Genomic DNA, 16583 nt, shown 5'->3' with positions numbered 1-16583 from the left:
AGCTATGGCAAAGCTTGGGCCCGAACACCATCCCGCATTCCCGTTTGCGCGAAGGAATGGGTGAAACTGCTACTCGTCTTCGGTAATTTCAGTGACGTCCGGGGCCTGCTGAACGTTTTCGGTTCCCAGGATGATCTGGGCCCCGATACGCGGCTGATACCGGATAATGGCCAGGTATCCGGGTCCAAGCTCCTCCTCCAGCACCCCGACCAGAGGGGTCTCACGCAGCTTGGGTGGCAGCAAACCGGCAATGGAAGAAACCTTGAACTGCGCTTCGGCTGGCAGATCGACGATCAGCCAAACCTCGGCCCGCTTGCGCTGAGCGTTGACGTCGATGCGGATGATTTCCACGGAAACCGGATCGGCCCATTCGCGAATGGCATCGGCCAGTTGCGCCTCGGTGCGCGTCTCCAGATAACGGTTGTAGGTGGACTTCCCAAGTTGCAGGACGACGACGACCAGAAACGCGATCGCGACAAAGACGCTGGCGGTGAAGTTCAGCTTGCGCTTTCCCTTGCTGAAAACCACGGACCGCGCGGCATAGACAAGATAAACCGCGCAGGCTGACAGAATGATCGCGCCAAGGTTCGTTGCGAAAAGCAGCCCTGCCTCATAGGCCTCGGCGGGTTCGTCAAAATATAAAAGAATGCCCGAGGCCGACAGCGGGGGAACAAGCGAAACACCGATGGCCGCGCCGGGTAGAAGGCTCAATTCGGATTTGTTGATCTGGACATAGGCCCCGGCCACACCGGCAGCGAGCGCGACGATCAGGTCTTCGGTGCCGGGATCGGTGCGCGCCAGGACCTGATCGGGGATCAAAATGCCACGGGGAACATCGGCGACATAGACCAGAAACCACGCCATCATCACGCAGACAATGGCAGCCAGGCAGACCGTAAGCGCCAGCGTCACCGCGCGTTTCAGCCATCCCATGACCATCGCGGCGGCCACCCCGAGGATCGGGGTCATCAGCGGCGCCACAAGCATGGCCGCGATCACGACAGCGCCGGAGTTGCGCAGCAAACCCATGGTGGCAATCACGACAGACAGTGTCAGCAACATTGCAAAGCGTCGCCAATACGCCGCCTTGTCGGCACCTTCAAAAAGAAGGATGCTGCGGGTGGTGCTTAGTTTTCGTACGACCATTGCATTTACCTGACCTGGGATAGGCTCTGGACCCCCGGTCAGACTAACAACCGACAACGCGTCCGCAAATGGCTGTCAGCAAAGAAAAAAGGCGCCCGAATTGGACGCCTTCAGATTTGGGTCGCTTGAGGATCAGACCTTCAGGTTCGGAATGATCTGCTTTTTGCGGCTCATGATACCGGGCAGAACGACGGCGTCCCCGTCCACGGTTGCGCCAAAGCTCTTCTCGGCCACGGTTTTGACCAGATCATTGGGGACCAGCAGCGTGGCCTCTTCGTTCAGGATATCAACCACGAACAGTAGCACCTGATCGACGCCGTCTTCCTTGGCAACGTCCACCATCGAGTCCACCAGGCTGGCCTTGCGGTCCAGAACGACGCCGGGGGCGGTGGTTTCCAGAACCGAGACCCGGAATTTGGTGCCGTCGACCTCGTATTCTTTACTGTCCATGCGGATCAACTCGGCGTCCGAAAAGGACGAGACATCCGATTTCGCCGCGAACATGTCTGCCGCATATGCCGAAATGTCCAGCTCGAGCTCGGCCGCCAGACGTTCTGCAACCTCGCGGTCATGCGCTGTGGTGGTCGGAGAGCGGAATTCCAGAGTATCCGACAGAATGCAGGTAAGCGCGGCGCCCTTGATGGCGTCGGGCATCTTGGCCGCATCTTCACCCATCAGATCAACCATGATGGTGGCGGTGCAGGCCAGGGGGCGCACGGTGATGTCGATCGGGCCTTTGGTTTCCAGGCCACCGACCAGCTTGTGATGGTCGATGATGGCGCGGATGTCCGCGTCGTTGATGTTGGCCGGCAGTTCGGCGGGGTTGTTGGTGTCGACGATAACCACCGGAGTTTCCGCGGGCAGGTCCTCAAGGATCCGCGGCTTGGGCAGGTCCCAGTTTTCCAGCATGAATGTTGCTTCGGTGTTGGGTTCACCCAGCAGCACGGGTTCGGTCTGCTCACCCTTGACCTCGTTCAGGTACCACGACCACAGGATCGGCGAACCTGTGGAATCTGTGTCGGGGGATTTGTGGCCAAATACTAGCGTCTTCATGTCAGTGTCCTGCGGAATGGAAATTTGCGCGCCTTATAGGGCGGCTAAAAGCCGTTGTCACGCCGCTGAGCACTGTCTGCGACGCTTGGTCTGAAAACCGCTGGGTCCGTTCAGAATTTGGCGCGTGTCAGAACGTATCCAGCCTGTTCCAGCTGGTTCAGCAGGCCGTAGTCATCGCTCAGGTGCCCCGCGCCGACCGCAATTACAACTGTCTGATCCCTGATGTCCAGAATCTGCGCCATCCAGTTGGCATTTCGCTGCACCAGCAACTGCTGCTCGAAATTTTGCCATTCCGCATCAAAGGCTTCGGGGCTCAAGCCCGACTGCTCAAGCCCCTGTAGGCGGGCAAGCTGTATGATCTCGGCGTGCTTTTCTTCCAGATACGCGTTGGCCATGGTGGCCAACTGGTCCGCATTGCCCTGCATCGCCCCGGACAGGCGCACAAGCGACTCGACCTGTTTCTCGAGCGGATAACTGTCGAACATGGCCATCAGGTCTTCGATTCGTTCCAGCGAGTGCTGCGGGATACCTTTTTCAACGGCCAGATCGTTCAGGCGGGCGTCCATTCCGTAAGTTGAATTCGGGTCCTCGATCATGCAGGGCGGAATGCTCAGCATCATGGTCAGGAACCACGGACGCATCTTCGCAGCCATCCAGCCGGGGATGCCGCGCTGGGCCAGGGCTGCGGACAGCGCATCCCAGTCGTCTTCTGCCATCAGATCGATCAACGTAGGGCCCGAGGTAATCATTACCGCACTCAGGTCGTTGGCCATGGTCTTTTCGAAGGCGTCCATGTCGTGCTGAGTGACTTCGAAATAAAAGGCGTCCGCTTTGCTGAGTTCGGGCGACAGGCGGTCAATCACGTCTTCCATGCGCGGATCGTAACTGTGCAAAGTGCCGATGATGTGCAAAACCGTGTCGCCCTTGCGTGCAATCCAGTGATTGCCTTCAGGATAAGCGATCTGGGCCACTGCACTTTGCAATTTGGACCGGGTTTCCTCAGGCAGTTGTGGCCGCAGGTCCACCCCCTCGCACGCGGCCTGAGCCGAGATCGGAAACAGAAGGAACGCAAGAAAAGTGAGCAAACGCATGGGGCCAGCCTAAATGGTGTCAAGAAGTTGAACCCAGACTTAGCCACGCCACCTGCCGATGTTCAAGCCGCCCGTCTGGTATTCTCCGGCAATCTGCGTAGCATGGCGGCATGAACCGCGAGCAGGATCTCTATCCCCCGGTCAAGGCGCTGCTGGAGCGTCAGGGATACACCGTCAAGGGTGAAGTCGGCGCAGCCGACATCGTTGCGGTGCGCGATGGGGATGCGCCGGTGATTGTCGAACTGAAACTGCGGTTCACGCTGTCCCTGTTTCATCAGGCGATCACCCGGCTGAAACTCACCGATCTGGTCTATGTTGCCGTCTGCAAACCCACGGGCCGAACGGCCCGGCGGGCGCTCAAGGATAATCTGGCACTGTGTCGTAGGCTCGGCCTGGGCCTGATCACCGTGCGGGCTGATGGCACGGTCGAGGTTCAGTGCGATCCCGGCCCCTACGCGCCCCGTAAGAACAAAGCCAGGGCCGCACGGTTGCTGCGCGAATTCGACCGGCTGCAAGGCGACCCGAACGCCGGGGGCGCGACGCGCCATGGTATCGTGACGGCGTATCGGCAGGATGCGCTGAAATGTGCGGCCTATCTGGCCGAGAATGGCCCGTCCAAGGGGGCGGACGTCGCCAGATCGGTCGCGGTCCCGGTCGCCACCCGGCTTATGCGGGAAAACCACTACGGGTGGTTCGAGAAGGTTGAAAAAGGCATCTATGGGCTTACGTCTGAGGGCGCAGAAGGGTTGAAGCATTGGGCCTATAGCTGGGAACAGGCTGACTGATCCATTTTGCAAAAAAATCTCTCACAAATTGTTGACTCGGACTTTTAGACTCCCTAGCTATGCGTCGTTATCACTCACACACCTCGAGTGCTAACGCCTCGTCGGAAGGCGGGGGGAGGATAGATAAACTTTGAGCCCAAGGAGCTACAAAGATGGCATTGAAACCGCTTCATGACCGTGTGCTGGTTCGCCGCGTAGAGAGCGAAGAGAAAACCGCAGGCGGCCTGATCATCCCTGACAGCGCAAAAGAAAAGCCGAGCGAAGGCGAAGTCGTCGCAACCGGCGAAGGTGCGCGCAAGGACAGCGGCGAACTGATCGCAATGGCTGTCAAAGCTGGTGACAAGATCCTGTTCGGCAAATGGTCGGGCACCGAGGTCAACGTCAACGGCGAAGAGCTGCTGATGATGAAAGAAAGCGACATCATGGGGATCATCGAGTAAGCGCGCGCTTTCTCTGATCTTCATTTCAAACTTATTTCTCAAGGAGAAACGACATGGCTGCAAAGGACGTCAAATTCGACACCGATGCCCGCAACCGTATGCTGAAGGGTGTGAACATCCTGGCCGACGCGGTTAAAGTGACCCTGGGCCCCAAAGGCCGCAACGTGGTTCTGGACAAATCTTTCGGCGCACCGCGCATCACCAAGGACGGTGTTTCGGTTGCCAAGGAAATCGAACTGGAAGACAAGTTCGAAAACATGGGCGCGCAGATGGTGAAAGAAGTCGCCAGCCGCACCAATGACGAAGCCGGCGACGGCACCACCACCGCAACCGTTCTGGCACAGGCGATCGTAAAAGAAGGCCTGAAGCAGGTTGCAGCTGGCCTGAACCCAATGGACCTGAAGCGCGGCATCGACCTGGCAACCGCCAAGGTTGTTGAAGGCATCAAAGAAGCCTCGCGCGAAGTCAAAGACTCGGCAGAAGTTGCTCAGGTTGGCACCATCTCGGCCAACGGCGAAGCCGAAATCGGTCAGCAGATCGCAGACGCGATGCAGAAGGTTGGCAACGAAGGTGTCATCACCGTCGAAGAAAACAAAGGTCTGGAAACCGAGACCGACGTTGTCGAAGGTATGCAGTTCGACCGCGGCTACCTGTCGCCTTACTTCGTCACCAACGCAGACAAGATGATTGCAGAGCTCGACGACTGCATGATCCTGCTGCACGAGAAGAAACTCTCGTCGCTGCAGCCGATGGTTCCGCTGCTGGAACAAGTGATCCAGTCGCAGAAGCCGCTGCTGATCATCGCGGAAGACGTTGAAGGCGAAGCGCTGGCAACTCTGGTTGTCAACAAACTGCGCGGCGGCCTGAAAATTGCTGCTGTCAAAGCACCAGGCTTCGGCGATCGCCGTAAGGCCATGTTGCAGGACATCGCAATCCTGACCGGCGGTCAGGTTATCAGCGAAGATCTGGGCATGAAGCTCGAGTCCGTCACCATGGACATGCTGGGCACCGCCAAGAAAATCGAAATCACCAAAGACGAAACCACCATCGTCGACGGTGCTGGCGAGAAAGCCGAGATCGAAGCACGTGTTGCTCAGATCCGCACCCAGATCGAAGAAACCACCAGCGACTACGACCGCGAGAAGCTGCAAGAGCGCGTTGCCAAACTGGCTGGCGGTGTTGCCGTTATCCGCGTCGGCGGCATGACCGAAGTCGAAGTGAAAGAGCGTAAGGACCGTGTTGACGATGCTCTGAACGCAACACGCGCTGCCGTTCAGGAAGGCGTTGTTGTGGGCGGTGGTGTTGCTCTGGTCCAGGCCGGTAAAGCACTGGAAGCTCTGAAAGGTGCAAACGCCGATCAGGACGCAGGTATCAACATCGTTCGCAAGGCAATCGAGGCGCCGCTGCGCCAGATCGCTGAGAACGCAGGTGTCGACGGCGCGGTTGTGGCCGGCAAGGTCCGTGAATCGTCGGACGCAGCATTTGGCTTCAACGCGCAGACCGAAGAATATGGCGACATGTTCTCGTTCGGTGTGATTGACCCGGCCAAAGTGGTTCGGACTGCTCTGGAAGACGCTGCATCGGTTGCTGGCCTGCTGGTCACCACCGAAGCAATGGTTGCCGACAAGCCGGCCAAGGAAGGCGCGGCACCTGCCGGTGGCATGCCCGACATGGGCGGCATGGGCGGCATGATGTAAGCACGCCGAATTCGCCTCTGGCGAATTCTGGCGACCCGACAGGCGCTTGGCGGTATCGCCAAGCTGCCGAGGGGGGAGCATTGGAGCTTGAGAACGGGGTCGCCTTCGGGCGGCCCCGTTTTGTGTTGACAGTTCTGTTTTCAAGGCGTGTTTAGACGCTGCTTTGTCCGGCGCCGGATGTCTGTTCCCACAACCTTCGCGAAAGTGAGTGTGCAAATCCCGCCCGAACGGCTATGCGGATGACATGAGATTGTTTTTGCTCACCGCCCTGACCATGTGTGCCTTTGCGGCGAACTCCATTCTGAACCGGCTGGCCATCGACAGCGGAGCCAGCGATCCAACCGGATTTGCCATCGTTCGGGTTTTGGCGGGGGCCGTGGTCCTGGCCGCTCTTGTGCTGGCACGCGGAGGGCGCCTTCCGCTGCGCAATCGAAGGCGGATCATTGGCGCGGGGTCGTTGACGCTCTACATGATCGGATTTTCAATCGCCTACCTGACGCTGGATGCAGGCTTGGGTGCATTGATTCTGTTCGGCGTGGTGCAAATTACGATGTTTTCTGTCGGCGCATTGACGGGCGCGACTCCGACCGCCCGGCAGGTGGCGGGGGCAGGGGTTGCGCTTGCAGGTCTTGCCTATGTGCTGTGGCCGACTGGCGCCGTTCAAGTCGACTTGGCTGGCGCGGCTTTGATGGCCGCCGCCGGTATTGGTTGGGCCCTTTACTCGATAGCGGGTCGATCAGAAACAAACCCGCTGGAGGGAACGGCCGCCAATTTCATCGTCGCTTTGCCGGTGACTGCCCTGGCGATGCTTGCCGGCGGTAGCGCCTGGCAGATGAGCGGGGCGGGGTATCTGCTGGCCGTCCTGTCCGGCGCGGTAACATCCGGGCTTGGTTATGCTTTGTGGTACCGTGTTTTGCCTCAACTGGCCCCGTCCGTGGCGGCTGTCGTTCAACTCAGCGTGCCAGTGATCGCAATTCTCGGCGGTGTCGCCTTTCTGGGCGAGATTGCCGGAGTGCGGCTGATCATCGGCGCCACGCTTGTTTTGGGCGGTATCGCGCTGGCCGTGCTGCGACGTCACCGGGGCTAGGGCTTTTATCAAAGGCTGATAGGCTTTATCTGGCGGTTATGAAACTTTTGATTGCCTTGCTCTTCTGCCTCGTTCCTGCCGCAGCCAGTGCGAAATGCGTGATCCTTCTGCACGGTCTCGCGCGCACCGAGGCCTCGTTCACCGTGATGGAGCAGCTGTTCAAGGCGCATGACTATACCGTTGTGCGCCACGGGTATCCATCGACCGAAATCGGTATTCCGGAACTGGCATGGCAAACCATACCGGACGCGCTTGCGGCATGTGGCGATGACAAAGCCAATGTCGTTGCGCATTCCATGGGCGGTATCCTGTTGCGCTATTGGCTCAAGGACCATCGGCCCGAAAACCTGGGTCGTGTCGTCATGCTCGGCCCGCCCAATCAGGGCAGCCAGTTGGTCGATGAGCTGAGCGCATGGGAAGTGTTCGGGTATCTGAACGGCCCGGCGGGCCTGCAATTGGGCACAGGTCCTGAAGGCATTCCGCGCCGCCTGCCGCCGGTGGATTTTGAGCTGGGGGTGATCGCGGGTGAGAATTCGCTCAACCCGCTGTTTTCATCGCTGATCGACGGGCCGGATGACGGTAAGGTTTCGGTTGAAACCACCAAGGTCGAAGGGATGAAGGATCATCTTGTTCTGCCGGTGACCCACACCTTCATGATGAACAACCCGCGCGTTATGGCACAGGCGCTGCATTTCATCGAATTCGGCCAATTCGATCGGCAGATCACCTGGCTGGACGGCGTGATGGAGATAATCGACGAGATCTGCATCGGGCAGGATTGCTCGGAACCTGACTCGGAGCCCACACGATGACCTCTCTGGATCTGACTTTGACCGGCGCAGAGGTTCTTTTGCCGGGGGATGGTCTGTCGCGCTGCGATCTCTCGATAGCGGAGGGCGTCATTCAGCAAGATCGGACCGGGCGCAGGGTTGACCTGACCGGTTATCTTGTCCTGCCCGGTATCGTCGACCTGCACGGGGACGGGTTCGAACGCCACATCGCCCCGCGCCGGGGCGCAATGAAGCAAATGAGCGAAGGCATTCTGGCAGCCGAAGCCGAACTGGCCGCCAATGGCATCACCACCGCCGTTCTGGCCCAGTTCTACAGCTGGGAAGGTGGCGTGCGTGGCCCCGAGTTTGCCGCGCAGGTGTTTAGGGCCATCGCTGCGGTCAAGAACAGCGCCGTCACAGATCTGATCCCGCAATTGCGGTTCGAGACCAACATGCTGGAGGATTACGAGGGTCTGGCCCATCGCATCGCCGAATGGCAGGTGCCTTATGTGGTGTTCAATGATCACCTGCCGCATGATCGTTTGGCGCAGGGCAAAAAGCCACCGCGCCTGACCGGGCAGGCGTTGAAGGCCGGACGCAATCCGGATGCGCATTTTGAGATGCTGCTCAATATGCATGTCCGCAGGAACGAGGTTCCCGCTGCCGTCGAAGTACTCAGCGCCGAACTTGTCTCAATGGGGGTGCGTTTGGGCAGCCATGATGACGCGACCGCCGAGACAAGGGCATGGTGGCGCGACCGGGGTGTGCGCATTGCCGAATTCCCCGAAACGCTTGAAGCCGCCGAAGCCGCGCGTTCCGCCGGGGATCACGTTATCCTCGGCTCTCCCAACGTTGTGCGGGGCGGATCACACAAGGGGAACGCAAGCGCCGTCGAACTGATCGCCATGGGGCTCTGTGATGCGTTGGCCTCGGATTATCACTATCCCAGCCCGCGCCGCGCGGCGTTGATGCTGGCCAAAACCGGTCTGCTGGATCTGGCCGGTGCCTGGGCACTGGTCTCGTCCGGCCCCGCGCGGGTGCTGGATATGCAGGACAGGGGCACGCTCGTGCCGGGAAAACGCGCGGATCTGGTCATCCTGGACGCGGGCACCCATCGCGTTGCGGCCACCCTGGCCGGTGGGCGCGTCAGTTACATGTCAGGCGACATCGCCGCTCGGTTTCTGGGATAGGCCCCGCAAAACCTTCATCTTTTCCAAAATACTCTCGCCGCGACACCCTCAACGTTTGATGCGGTTGAAATGCCCCATCTTGCGCCCGGCCTTTACCTCGGCCTTGCCATAGAGATGCAGCGCCACATCCCGCTCGCGGGCCAGCTCAGGTACACGGTCCATGTCGCCGCCGATCAGGTTCTCCATCACGACGTCGGAGTGGCGTTGCCCGTCCCCCAAAGGCCACCCCGCCACGGCGCGGATATGCTGTTCGAACTGATCGACAGCACAGCCGTTCTGCGTCCAGTGCCCCGAATTGTGAACCCGCGGAGCGATTTCATTCACGATCAGGCCACCGGGCGTCACGAACAGCTCAACGCCCATCACACCAACATATTCGAGAGCGTTCAGGATGTTCGCCGCCAGCAGGATTGCGTCTGTGCGCTGGGCCGGGGACAGGCGGGCAGGGATGGTGGTGGTGCGCAGGATGCCATCGCGGTGCACATTCTCACCCGGATCGAAACAGGCGACCTGACCGTCCAGACCACGGGCCGCGATGATCGACACCTCGTGCGAGAATTCCACAAACCCTTCCAGAATGGCTGGTGCCCCGGCCATATCGGCCAGAGCGGCCTCGGCATCCTCAGGCTTGCGCAGCCGGGCCTGCCCTTTGCCGTCATAGCCGAAGCGACGGGTTTTCAGGATGGCGGGTGTCCCAATCTGTTCGATCGCCGTATTCAGGCTGTTCAGGTCGGCGATATCCGCAAACGGGGCCGTCTTCAGGCCCAGCTCTTGCAGAAACGTCTTCTCGGTCAACCTGTCCTGGCTGACCCGCAATGCTTCGCGCCCGGGGCGGATCGGGCGGTGCGCTTCCAGAATGTCCAGCGCTTCGGTCGGGATGTTTTCGAACTCATAGGTGATGACATCCACCGCGTCAGCAAAGGCTTTCAGCGCATCTGCATCGTCATAGGCCGCAGTGGTGACGCGATCCGCAACCTGCCCCGCCGGTGGGTTCGCACCCGGTTCGTAGATATGGCTGACAAAACCCAGCCTGGCGGCTGCCACGGACAGCATCCGACCCAGCTGACCGCCCCCCAGAATCCCGATCACTGCACCTTGGGCGAGCATTTCCGCCATCTTCAACTCTCCAAACGTTTGCCAATTGCCCCAAGCGCGGACCGCAGCGCCTCGTGCGCGCCCCCGTCTTTCAGAGCGTCCGTCATTTGCAGGCTCAGCGTGCCCTCGGTCGCCAGGGCGTCACGCTCCTGCGCCAACCGTCCGGCGGCGCCTTTTTCCATCGAGGCCAGAAAACCCGCCATCAACTGCGTTGTATAGAACTCGGCCCCGTGCGCATCACCGGTTGCGTCACCCAGCCATTCGGCACCGGTGGCCATCAGGTCCAGAATGCCGGGAACCATGGCACAAATGGCGAAATGCGCGTTCAGCGCGGCTTCATCCGCAACCTTGACCACGGGGTTTTCCGGTTCAAACAGATCCGCCAGCAGGCGATCATTGCCAAAAGCCGCCATCGGGCAGCCGCCGGTTTCCAGAAAGCCCAGCGGGATGGTCTGCACGAAATCCGACGCCGGGGCGCAAAGCGCGGCCAGATGCTCGGCCGAAACCGCCGCCATGACCGACACGATCTGCTGATCGGCGCGGAATGTCAGCGGGTCCAGAACGTCGGCCGCGATATGCGGGCGCAGGCACAGGAACACGATGTCCGAGGTGTCAATCACGGCCTGAGGCGCAGCTACGGTTACGCCCAGTTCCGCCTTCAATGCGGCTGAAACCTTGGCGTTGCGCTCGGTCACGCTGATCTGGTGCCCCTTGGCGGCCATCAGCCGCGCAATCGGCGCGGCGATATGGCCGGTGCCGATAAATCCGATCCGGCTCATCCCTGCGGTTCCTGGGGGATCGAGGCTGACAACGCGTCACGCCAGCTGTCCAGCCTTTCGGCCAAAGCATCATCCTGCAATGCAAGAATGCCCGCCGCCATCAGGCCGGCATTGGCCCCGCCGGCGGACCCGATCGCCATGGTCGCCACCGGAAACCCCTTGGGCATCTGCACGATGGAATACAGCGAATCCACGCCCGACAAGGCTCGGGTCTGCACCGGGACGCCAATCACAGGCACCCGCGTTTTCGACGCCATCATGCCCGGAAGGTGCGCTGCCCCGCCCGCACCTGCAATGATCACCTGCAACCCACGCGAAACGGCGGTCTTGCCATAGTCCCACAGCCGGTCCGGCGTGCGGTGGGCCGATACGATGCGCGCTTCGTAGGCGACGCCCAGTTCGTCCAGAATATCCGCGGCTTCCTTCATCGTGGGCCAGTCCGACTGGCTGCCCATGATGATCCCTACTTTCACATCGCTCATCCGCATACGTCCCCGCGCTCAGAAAGAGCGCGCACTATAGCCAAATCCGGTTGACTGGCAATGCGGTACAGGGCGTTCAGGCGATGATATCGGGCGTCAGGCGGTCTTCGATCAGGCGGATGATGTCTTTCAGACGCAGTTTCTCTTTTTTCAGGCGCCGCAAGGTCAGTTGATCGGCCGTTCCCTTGTCATGCAATGCCTGAATCGCCTCATCCAGATCGCGGTGCTGTCGGCGGAATACCTCAAGCTCAACACGCAATACTTCATCTGTTTTCATCGAAAGATCCGTAGGCGCGTTCATTGGCGACTCGAGTTGGTTGTGGTGCTTGGCCAACAAGATAGTGTGTCAGACGTTATCGCGCCAGACCTTGTGGACATCCTGGTTTCTTCCCATATTCTATTGCAGGCGGTTGCCAGAACGGGGCCGCACACCACGTCGCTTTTACAAAGAAGGACGAAAATACGTGTCGAAACTTACTCTTGGCTCATACCCGCATCTTTTGGGGTTCGAGCAGTTGGAACGCCTTCTGGAACGGTCTGCAAAGGCCGGAAATGAGGGATACCCGCCCTATAACATCGAACAGACCTCGGATTTTTCCTATCGCATCACTCTTGCGGTGGCCGGGTTTGCCGAAGAGGATCTGTCAATCACGATCGAGGATCGCCAGTTGGTGATCCGGGGCCGTCAGCGCGACGACAGCGAAGGGCGCATCTTCCTGCATCGCGGCATTGCGGCGCGTCAGTTCCAGCGCATGTTCGTGCTGGCCGATGGCGTCGAAGTTGGCGAGGCGATCATGGAAAACGGTCTGCTGCATGTGGATCTGACCCGCGCCGTGCCGGAAACCGTGGTTCAGACGATCAACATACGGAAGGGGTAAGAGCAATGAATACACCGATTGAAATCAACGCCCAGGGCAACCGTATTGTCTATGTCAAAACGGTTGAAGTATCTGAATTGCCTCGGGAAGTTCGTGAACAGGCCGGCGATCTGGATCAGCTTTACGCCGTTCACGATTCCGACGGGCAGCAACTGGCGCTGGTCGCTGACCGCAAGCTGGCCTTCTTGCTGGCGCGCGAACATGACCTGTCTCCGGTGGCCGTTCACTAGGCGGCCTGAAACTCTGCTGAAAAGACGTGACATTTTCTGCCTATGCAGTGATCGTGCCACAAATGCTAAAGCAGGAGTGGCATCATGGGCTGGTTTGACTTTGACTGGGTGGACGCCTTCAGTGATCGCGCCTTCGGTGGCAACGGATGTGCCGTCGTCCATGAAGGTGCGCGCCTGACGCAAGAGGTCTGCACGGCCTATGTGCGCGAAACCTCTCTGGTCGAATGCACCTTTACCGGGCCGTCCGACGTGGCCGACATCCGCGTCCGCTACTTTCTGGCCAGCCGCGAAATTCCCTTTGCGGGGCATCCGACTATCGCCACCGTCGCGGCGATGCGATCCCGCGGCATGATCTCGGGCGACGGGCTGACGCTGGAAACCGGTGCCGGCCTGGTGTCGATCCGTTTGCAGGGGGATCAGATCGAAATGACTCAGGTCGCACCGCAATTCGGTACGCGCGTCCCAGCGGAACTGGTGGCGGAAGCGGTCAGCCTGCCACCGGAAGCCATCATTTCTCCGCCTCAAATGGTTTCGACCGGCTTGCCGTTCTGCATCACCGTCCTGCGGGATCATGCGGCCTTGCGGGCCGCTCAACTGGTTGAAGGCCCGTTGCGCAAAGTGGCTGAAACTGCAGGGTATACCGGCTCGGACATGGCCGAGCCGTTTCTTGTCACGCTGCAAGGGGCAACCGATGAGGGGGATACGTTTTCGCGCCTTCTCATGGCACCGCCCAGCCCGCCCGAAGATCCGTTTACCGGGTCTGCCACCGGTGCGATGGCCGCCTATTTGTGGAAACATGGCTTGATGCAAAAGGAAAGCTTCATCGCCCAGCAGGGTCACGATATGGGCCGCCCCGGGAAGGCAATCGTCACGCGTGTCGGCCCGTCTGATGCGATGACGGGCATCAAGGTTTCTGGTCAAGGGCATATCCTGATGCGCGGGCAGGTCGACCTGCCGGAAATGCCAATAAACTAGGCGGGAGCCGACCAAGGGCTGACCCGCGAAACCCTGGCCGGATGCCACAGGCTACATCCAGGCCAACCGCAGAATCGGGGCCGTACTTGGTTCGATCCCGTGTCGTTTACACAACCTGTCCAGATATGACCCTGAAACCGGCAGCCCGGCCATCCGGTTGGCCATCAGTTTCTTCTGATGGCCGTAGATGTGTACCGAATGCACGGCTTCGGTTTCGATTTCGTTCGTCGCGATGCGCGGATCATGGAGCTTCCACAATTCCTCCTGGGCCAGCGGATAAAAGGTTTCAGCAGCCATGGCATGGCGGTCCTCTGCCGTCCGGCGCAGGAAATGGCCAAAGGCTTTGGGCCCCGAACTGGCCCAGGGCAGGGCTTCGATGCCCCAGCGTTCCCCTCTGGCGGTTCGTTCCCGATTGTGGCGCTGCAATCTGCGTCCACGCCAGGGTTGGGACGGGTTAGACGACATGACAAATTCCAGCATCTGTTCCAGGGTCGCCGATCTTGTGGGCAGGCGCAGCACACCAGTTGGGAAGTCACCCCGCCTGGAGCGACCGAACACGAAATCCGTCGAAAATTCAAACGCCCGTACGCAATAGGCATCCAGATCGACCCAGATCATCTCGCCTTGCCGCATCAGGTGCAGCCGGAAAATATCCGAGAAGACGGCAACGCCCTGTCTGTCTTCGGCCTTGACCACAAAAGGCGGGGGCCAGAAAACGTCGCTGGCAGGGCGGGTTTCGACGCCTGCCGGAATGCCTTTTACCTCGTGCGCGACATACAGGACGAAGCGGTGGCCATGATCCAGAAAGGACTGAAGGCAGAGTTGCTCCAACCAACTCAGATCGGATCCAAACCAGAAACTGGCAATGGTCGGAGACCTGTTCGTCATCTCAGTTTCACACCCGCCTTGAGGTCCTGAAAACCATCAGGACCAGCGGCAATTGTCAATCGAAGACCAAAAAAAGGAACGGCCCCCGGAATGACCGGAGGCCGCCAAACAAAGTCTGATGAGACCGTTATCCGTTTGCTGCGATCAGGCCCATGCTTTCCAGTTTCAGCAGCACCTGATGGGCGCAGTTGTCGACCTCGACATTTTCGGTTTCGACGCGCAGCTCGGGGTTTTCCGGAACATCGTAAGGGTCCGAGATGCCGGTGAACTCCTTGATCTTGCCCTCGCGCGCAAGCTTGTACAGACCCTTGCGATCGCGGCGTTCGCATTCCTCGATGCTGGTGGCCACATGCACCTCGCAGAAGGCTCCGAACTGTTCGATCTCTTCCCGCACGGCACGGCGTGTGGTGGCATAGGGCGCAATCGGGGCGCAGATGGCGATGCCGCCGTTCTTGGTGATCTCGGACGCCACATATCCGATGCGACGGATGTTCAGGTCGCGGTGTTCCTTCGAGAAGCCCAGTTCCGAGCTGAGATTCTTGCGCACGATGTCGCCATCCAGCAGCGTCACCGGGCGGTCACCCATCTCCATCAGCTTGACCATCAGCGCGTTTGCGATGGTCGACTTGCCCGAGCCCGAAAAGCCGGTGAAGAAGACGGTGAAACCCTGCTTGGAGCGCGGCGGGAAGCGGCGGCGCAGTTCCTCGACCACTTCGGGGAACGAGAACCACTCGGGGATTTCCAGCCCTTCACGCAGGCGGCGGCGCAGTTCGGTGCCCGAGATGTTCAGGATCGTGACGTTGTCCTTGTCGAGAATCTCGTCATTCGGTTCGTACTGGGCGCGTTCCTGCACATAGACCATGTGCTTGAAGTCCACCATTTCAACGCCGATTTCGTCCTGGAACTGTCGGAACAGATCCTGCGCATCGTAGGGGCCGTAGAAATCCTCACCTTTGCTGTTCTTGCCGGGGCCCGCGTGGTCGCGGCCGACGATGAAGTGGGTGCAGCCGTGGTTGGCGCGGATCAGGCCGTGCCAGACGGCCTCGCGCGGGCCAGCCATGCGCATGGCCAGGTTCAACAAGCTCATAGAGGTGGTCGAGGCGGGGTACTTGTCCAGCACCGCCTCGTAACAGCGCACGCGGGTAAAATGATCGACGTCGCCCGGTTTGGTCATGCCCACGACCGGGTGGATCAGCAGGTTGGCCTGTGCCTCTTTGGCGGCGCGGAAGGTCAGCTCCTGATGCGCGCGGTGCAGCGGGTTGCGGGTCTGGAAGGCCACGATGCGGCGCCAGCCCAGCTTGCGGAAATAGGCGCGCAATTCATTCGGCGTGTCGCGGCGCCCACGAAAATCGTAATGTACGGGTTGTTGGATTCCGACCACCGGTCCGCCCAGATAGACCTTGCCGGCCACGTTGTGCAGATAGTTCACTGCCGGGTGGGCATCGTCATCGGCACCAAAGACCTTCTCTGCCTCGCGTGACTTGTCCGGAGTCCAGCGGTCGGTCACGGTCATGGTGCCCAAGATCACGCCTTCCTGATCACGCAGAGCGATATCCTGCCCAAGTTCGATCTGATCCGCGAAGTCTTCGCTGACATCCAATGTGATGGGCATTGGCCAAAGCGTTCCATCGGCCAGGCGCATATTCTCGACCACATTGTCGTAATCCGCTTCGCTCAGAAATCCCTTGAGCGGGTTGAACCCGCCATTCATCAGAAGTTCCAGGTCGCAGATCTGACGCGGGCTCAGATCCCAGCTGGTCAGGTCGGCCGCTTCCACCTTCAGCTTCTGCGCCGAATCGTATGACACATACAGTTCGGGGATCGGGGCCAGATTGCTTAACATCGTCATTGGAATTCTCTTGTCGCAGTGTTGATTTGCCAGTGGATATCAGGCGGTTTCGAGGCGTTTGCACCGACTGACAGGCGAAGTCCACAGGCGTGAATGTAACAAAGGAGGATATGCGCCGAATATTTTTGAATTGGAAGGAATTTCTAAT

The 16583-nt window shown here is 59.8% G+C and carries 18 protein-coding genes; 9 read left to right on the top strand and 9 right to left on the bottom strand.

From position 1 onward, the window contains the following. Positions 1–69: 69 nt before the first annotated feature. The 3 genes from GOW09_RS12620 to GOW09_RS12610 all read right to left on the bottom strand — a co-directional run bounded on the left by GOW09_RS12620 (position 70) and on the right by GOW09_RS12610 (position 3290). Positions 70–1146 (bottom strand): DUF389 domain-containing protein, encoded by a 1077-nt coding sequence (locus GOW09_RS12620; RefSeq protein WP_152458998.1) that lies wholly within the window; start codon positions 1144–1146, stop codon positions 70–72. Positions 1147–1278: 132 nt separating this feature from the next. Further along, positions 1279–2199, bottom strand: coding sequence for a manganese-dependent inorganic pyrophosphatase (locus GOW09_RS12615; protein ID WP_171118788.1), 921 nt, complete (start codon positions 2197–2199; stop codon positions 1279–1281). Positions 2200–2309: 110 nt separating this feature from the next. Beyond that, positions 2310–3290, bottom strand: a complete 981-nt coding sequence (locus GOW09_RS12610; RefSeq protein WP_171118786.1) for a TraB/GumN family protein — start codon at positions 3288–3290, stop codon at positions 2310–2312. A gap of 110 nt (positions 3291–3400) precedes the next feature. On the opposite strand from GOW09_RS12610, the gene GOW09_RS12605 reads away from it, so the two are divergent. The 6 genes from GOW09_RS12605 to GOW09_RS12580 all read left to right on the top strand — a co-directional run bounded on the left by GOW09_RS12605 (position 3401) and on the right by GOW09_RS12580 (position 9259). Further along, positions 3401–4075 carry a DUF2161 domain-containing phosphodiesterase gene (locus GOW09_RS12605; RefSeq protein WP_171118784.1) on the top strand — a complete coding sequence of 225 codons (675 nt, stop codon included), beginning with the start codon at positions 3401–3403 and terminating at the stop codon, positions 4073–4075. Between the two features lie 152 nt (positions 4076–4227). Then, positions 4228–4515 carry a co-chaperone GroES gene (gene groES / locus GOW09_RS12600; RefSeq protein ID WP_152458994.1) on the top strand — a complete coding sequence of 96 codons (288 nt, stop codon included), beginning with the start codon at positions 4228–4230 and terminating at the stop codon, positions 4513–4515. Between the two features lie 53 nt (positions 4516–4568). Further along, positions 4569–6212, top strand: coding sequence for a chaperonin GroEL (gene groL / locus GOW09_RS12595; protein ID WP_152458993.1), 1644 nt, complete (start codon positions 4569–4571; stop codon positions 6210–6212). A gap of 244 nt (positions 6213–6456) precedes the next feature. Beyond that, positions 6457–7299 carry a DMT family transporter gene (locus tag GOW09_RS12590; RefSeq protein WP_171118782.1) on the top strand — a complete coding sequence of 281 codons (843 nt, stop codon included), beginning with the start codon at positions 6457–6459 and terminating at the stop codon, positions 7297–7299. A 38-nt stretch (positions 7300–7337) separates the two neighbouring features. After that, positions 7338–8111, top strand: coding sequence for an alpha/beta fold hydrolase (locus GOW09_RS12585; protein ID WP_171118780.1), 774 nt, complete (start codon positions 7338–7340; stop codon positions 8109–8111). Beyond that, positions 8108–9259: an alpha-D-ribose 1-methylphosphonate 5-triphosphate diphosphatase gene (locus GOW09_RS12580; RefSeq protein WP_171118777.1), complete on the top strand. Its 1152-nt coding sequence runs from the start codon at positions 8108–8110 to the stop codon at positions 9257–9259. The genes GOW09_RS12585 and GOW09_RS12580 overlap by 4 nt, the downstream gene beginning before the upstream one ends. 48 nt (positions 9260–9307) lie before the next feature. Here the strand turns inward: GOW09_RS12580 and GOW09_RS12575 are convergent, their stop codons facing one another. From GOW09_RS12575 to GOW09_RS12560, 4 genes are all read right to left on the bottom strand, one after another. Next, positions 9308–10375 (bottom strand): 5-(carboxyamino)imidazole ribonucleotide synthase, encoded by a 1068-nt coding sequence (locus GOW09_RS12575; protein ID WP_171118775.1) that lies wholly within the window; start codon positions 10373–10375, stop codon positions 9308–9310. Positions 10376–10377: 2 nt separating this feature from the next. Further along, positions 10378–11133: an NAD(P)-binding domain-containing protein gene (locus GOW09_RS12570; protein ID WP_171118773.1), complete on the bottom strand. Its 756-nt coding sequence runs from the start codon at positions 11131–11133 to the stop codon at positions 10378–10380. Continuing rightward, entirely contained in the window at positions 11130–11615 is a 486-nt protein-coding gene (purE, locus tag GOW09_RS12565) for a 5-(carboxyamino)imidazole ribonucleotide mutase (protein WP_152458987.1), read from the bottom strand. The genes GOW09_RS12570 and purE overlap by 4 nt, the downstream gene beginning before the upstream one ends. Before the next feature lie 76 nt (positions 11616–11691). After that, positions 11692–11916 carry a YdcH family protein gene (locus GOW09_RS12560; protein WP_152458986.1) on the bottom strand — a complete coding sequence of 75 codons (225 nt, stop codon included), beginning with the start codon at positions 11914–11916 and terminating at the stop codon, positions 11692–11694. A gap of 163 nt (positions 11917–12079) precedes the next feature. Here GOW09_RS12560 and GOW09_RS12555 point away from each other — a divergent pair, with 163 nt between their 5' ends. The 3 genes from GOW09_RS12555 (at position 12080) to GOW09_RS12545 (ending at position 13698) form a co-directional block, all read left to right on the top strand. Continuing rightward, positions 12080–12493, top strand: coding sequence for an Hsp20 family protein (locus GOW09_RS12555; protein ID WP_058275530.1), 414 nt, complete (start codon positions 12080–12082; stop codon positions 12491–12493). Positions 12494–12498: 5 nt separating this feature from the next. After that, entirely contained in the window at positions 12499–12723 is a 225-nt protein-coding gene (locus tag GOW09_RS12550; protein WP_171118771.1) for a DUF1150 family protein, read from the top strand. 84 nt (positions 12724–12807) lie between these two features. Beyond that, positions 12808–13698: a PhzF family phenazine biosynthesis protein gene (locus tag GOW09_RS12545; protein ID WP_171118770.1), complete on the top strand. Its 891-nt coding sequence runs from the start codon at positions 12808–12810 to the stop codon at positions 13696–13698. Between the two features lie 51 nt (positions 13699–13749). Here GOW09_RS12545 and GOW09_RS12540 read toward each other — a convergent pair whose 3' ends face one another. Then, a complete protein-coding gene (locus GOW09_RS12540; RefSeq protein WP_171118768.1) occupies positions 13750–14586 on the bottom strand; it encodes a hypothetical protein in 837 nt (278 codons plus the stop codon). A gap of 127 nt (positions 14587–14713) precedes the next feature. Beyond that, positions 14714–16435 (bottom strand): bifunctional sulfate adenylyltransferase/adenylylsulfate kinase, encoded by a 1722-nt coding sequence (locus tag GOW09_RS12535; RefSeq protein ID WP_152458982.1) that lies wholly within the window; start codon positions 16433–16435, stop codon positions 14714–14716. Positions 16436–16583 lie beyond the last annotated feature (148 nt).

Origin of the sequence: Ruegeria sp. HKCCA5463, assembly GCF_013034175.1 — a bacterium.
Lineage (GTDB): Bacteria > Pseudomonadota > Alphaproteobacteria > Rhodobacterales > Rhodobacteraceae > Ruegeria.
This window is presented reverse-complemented; position numbering and strand designations above follow the sequence as displayed.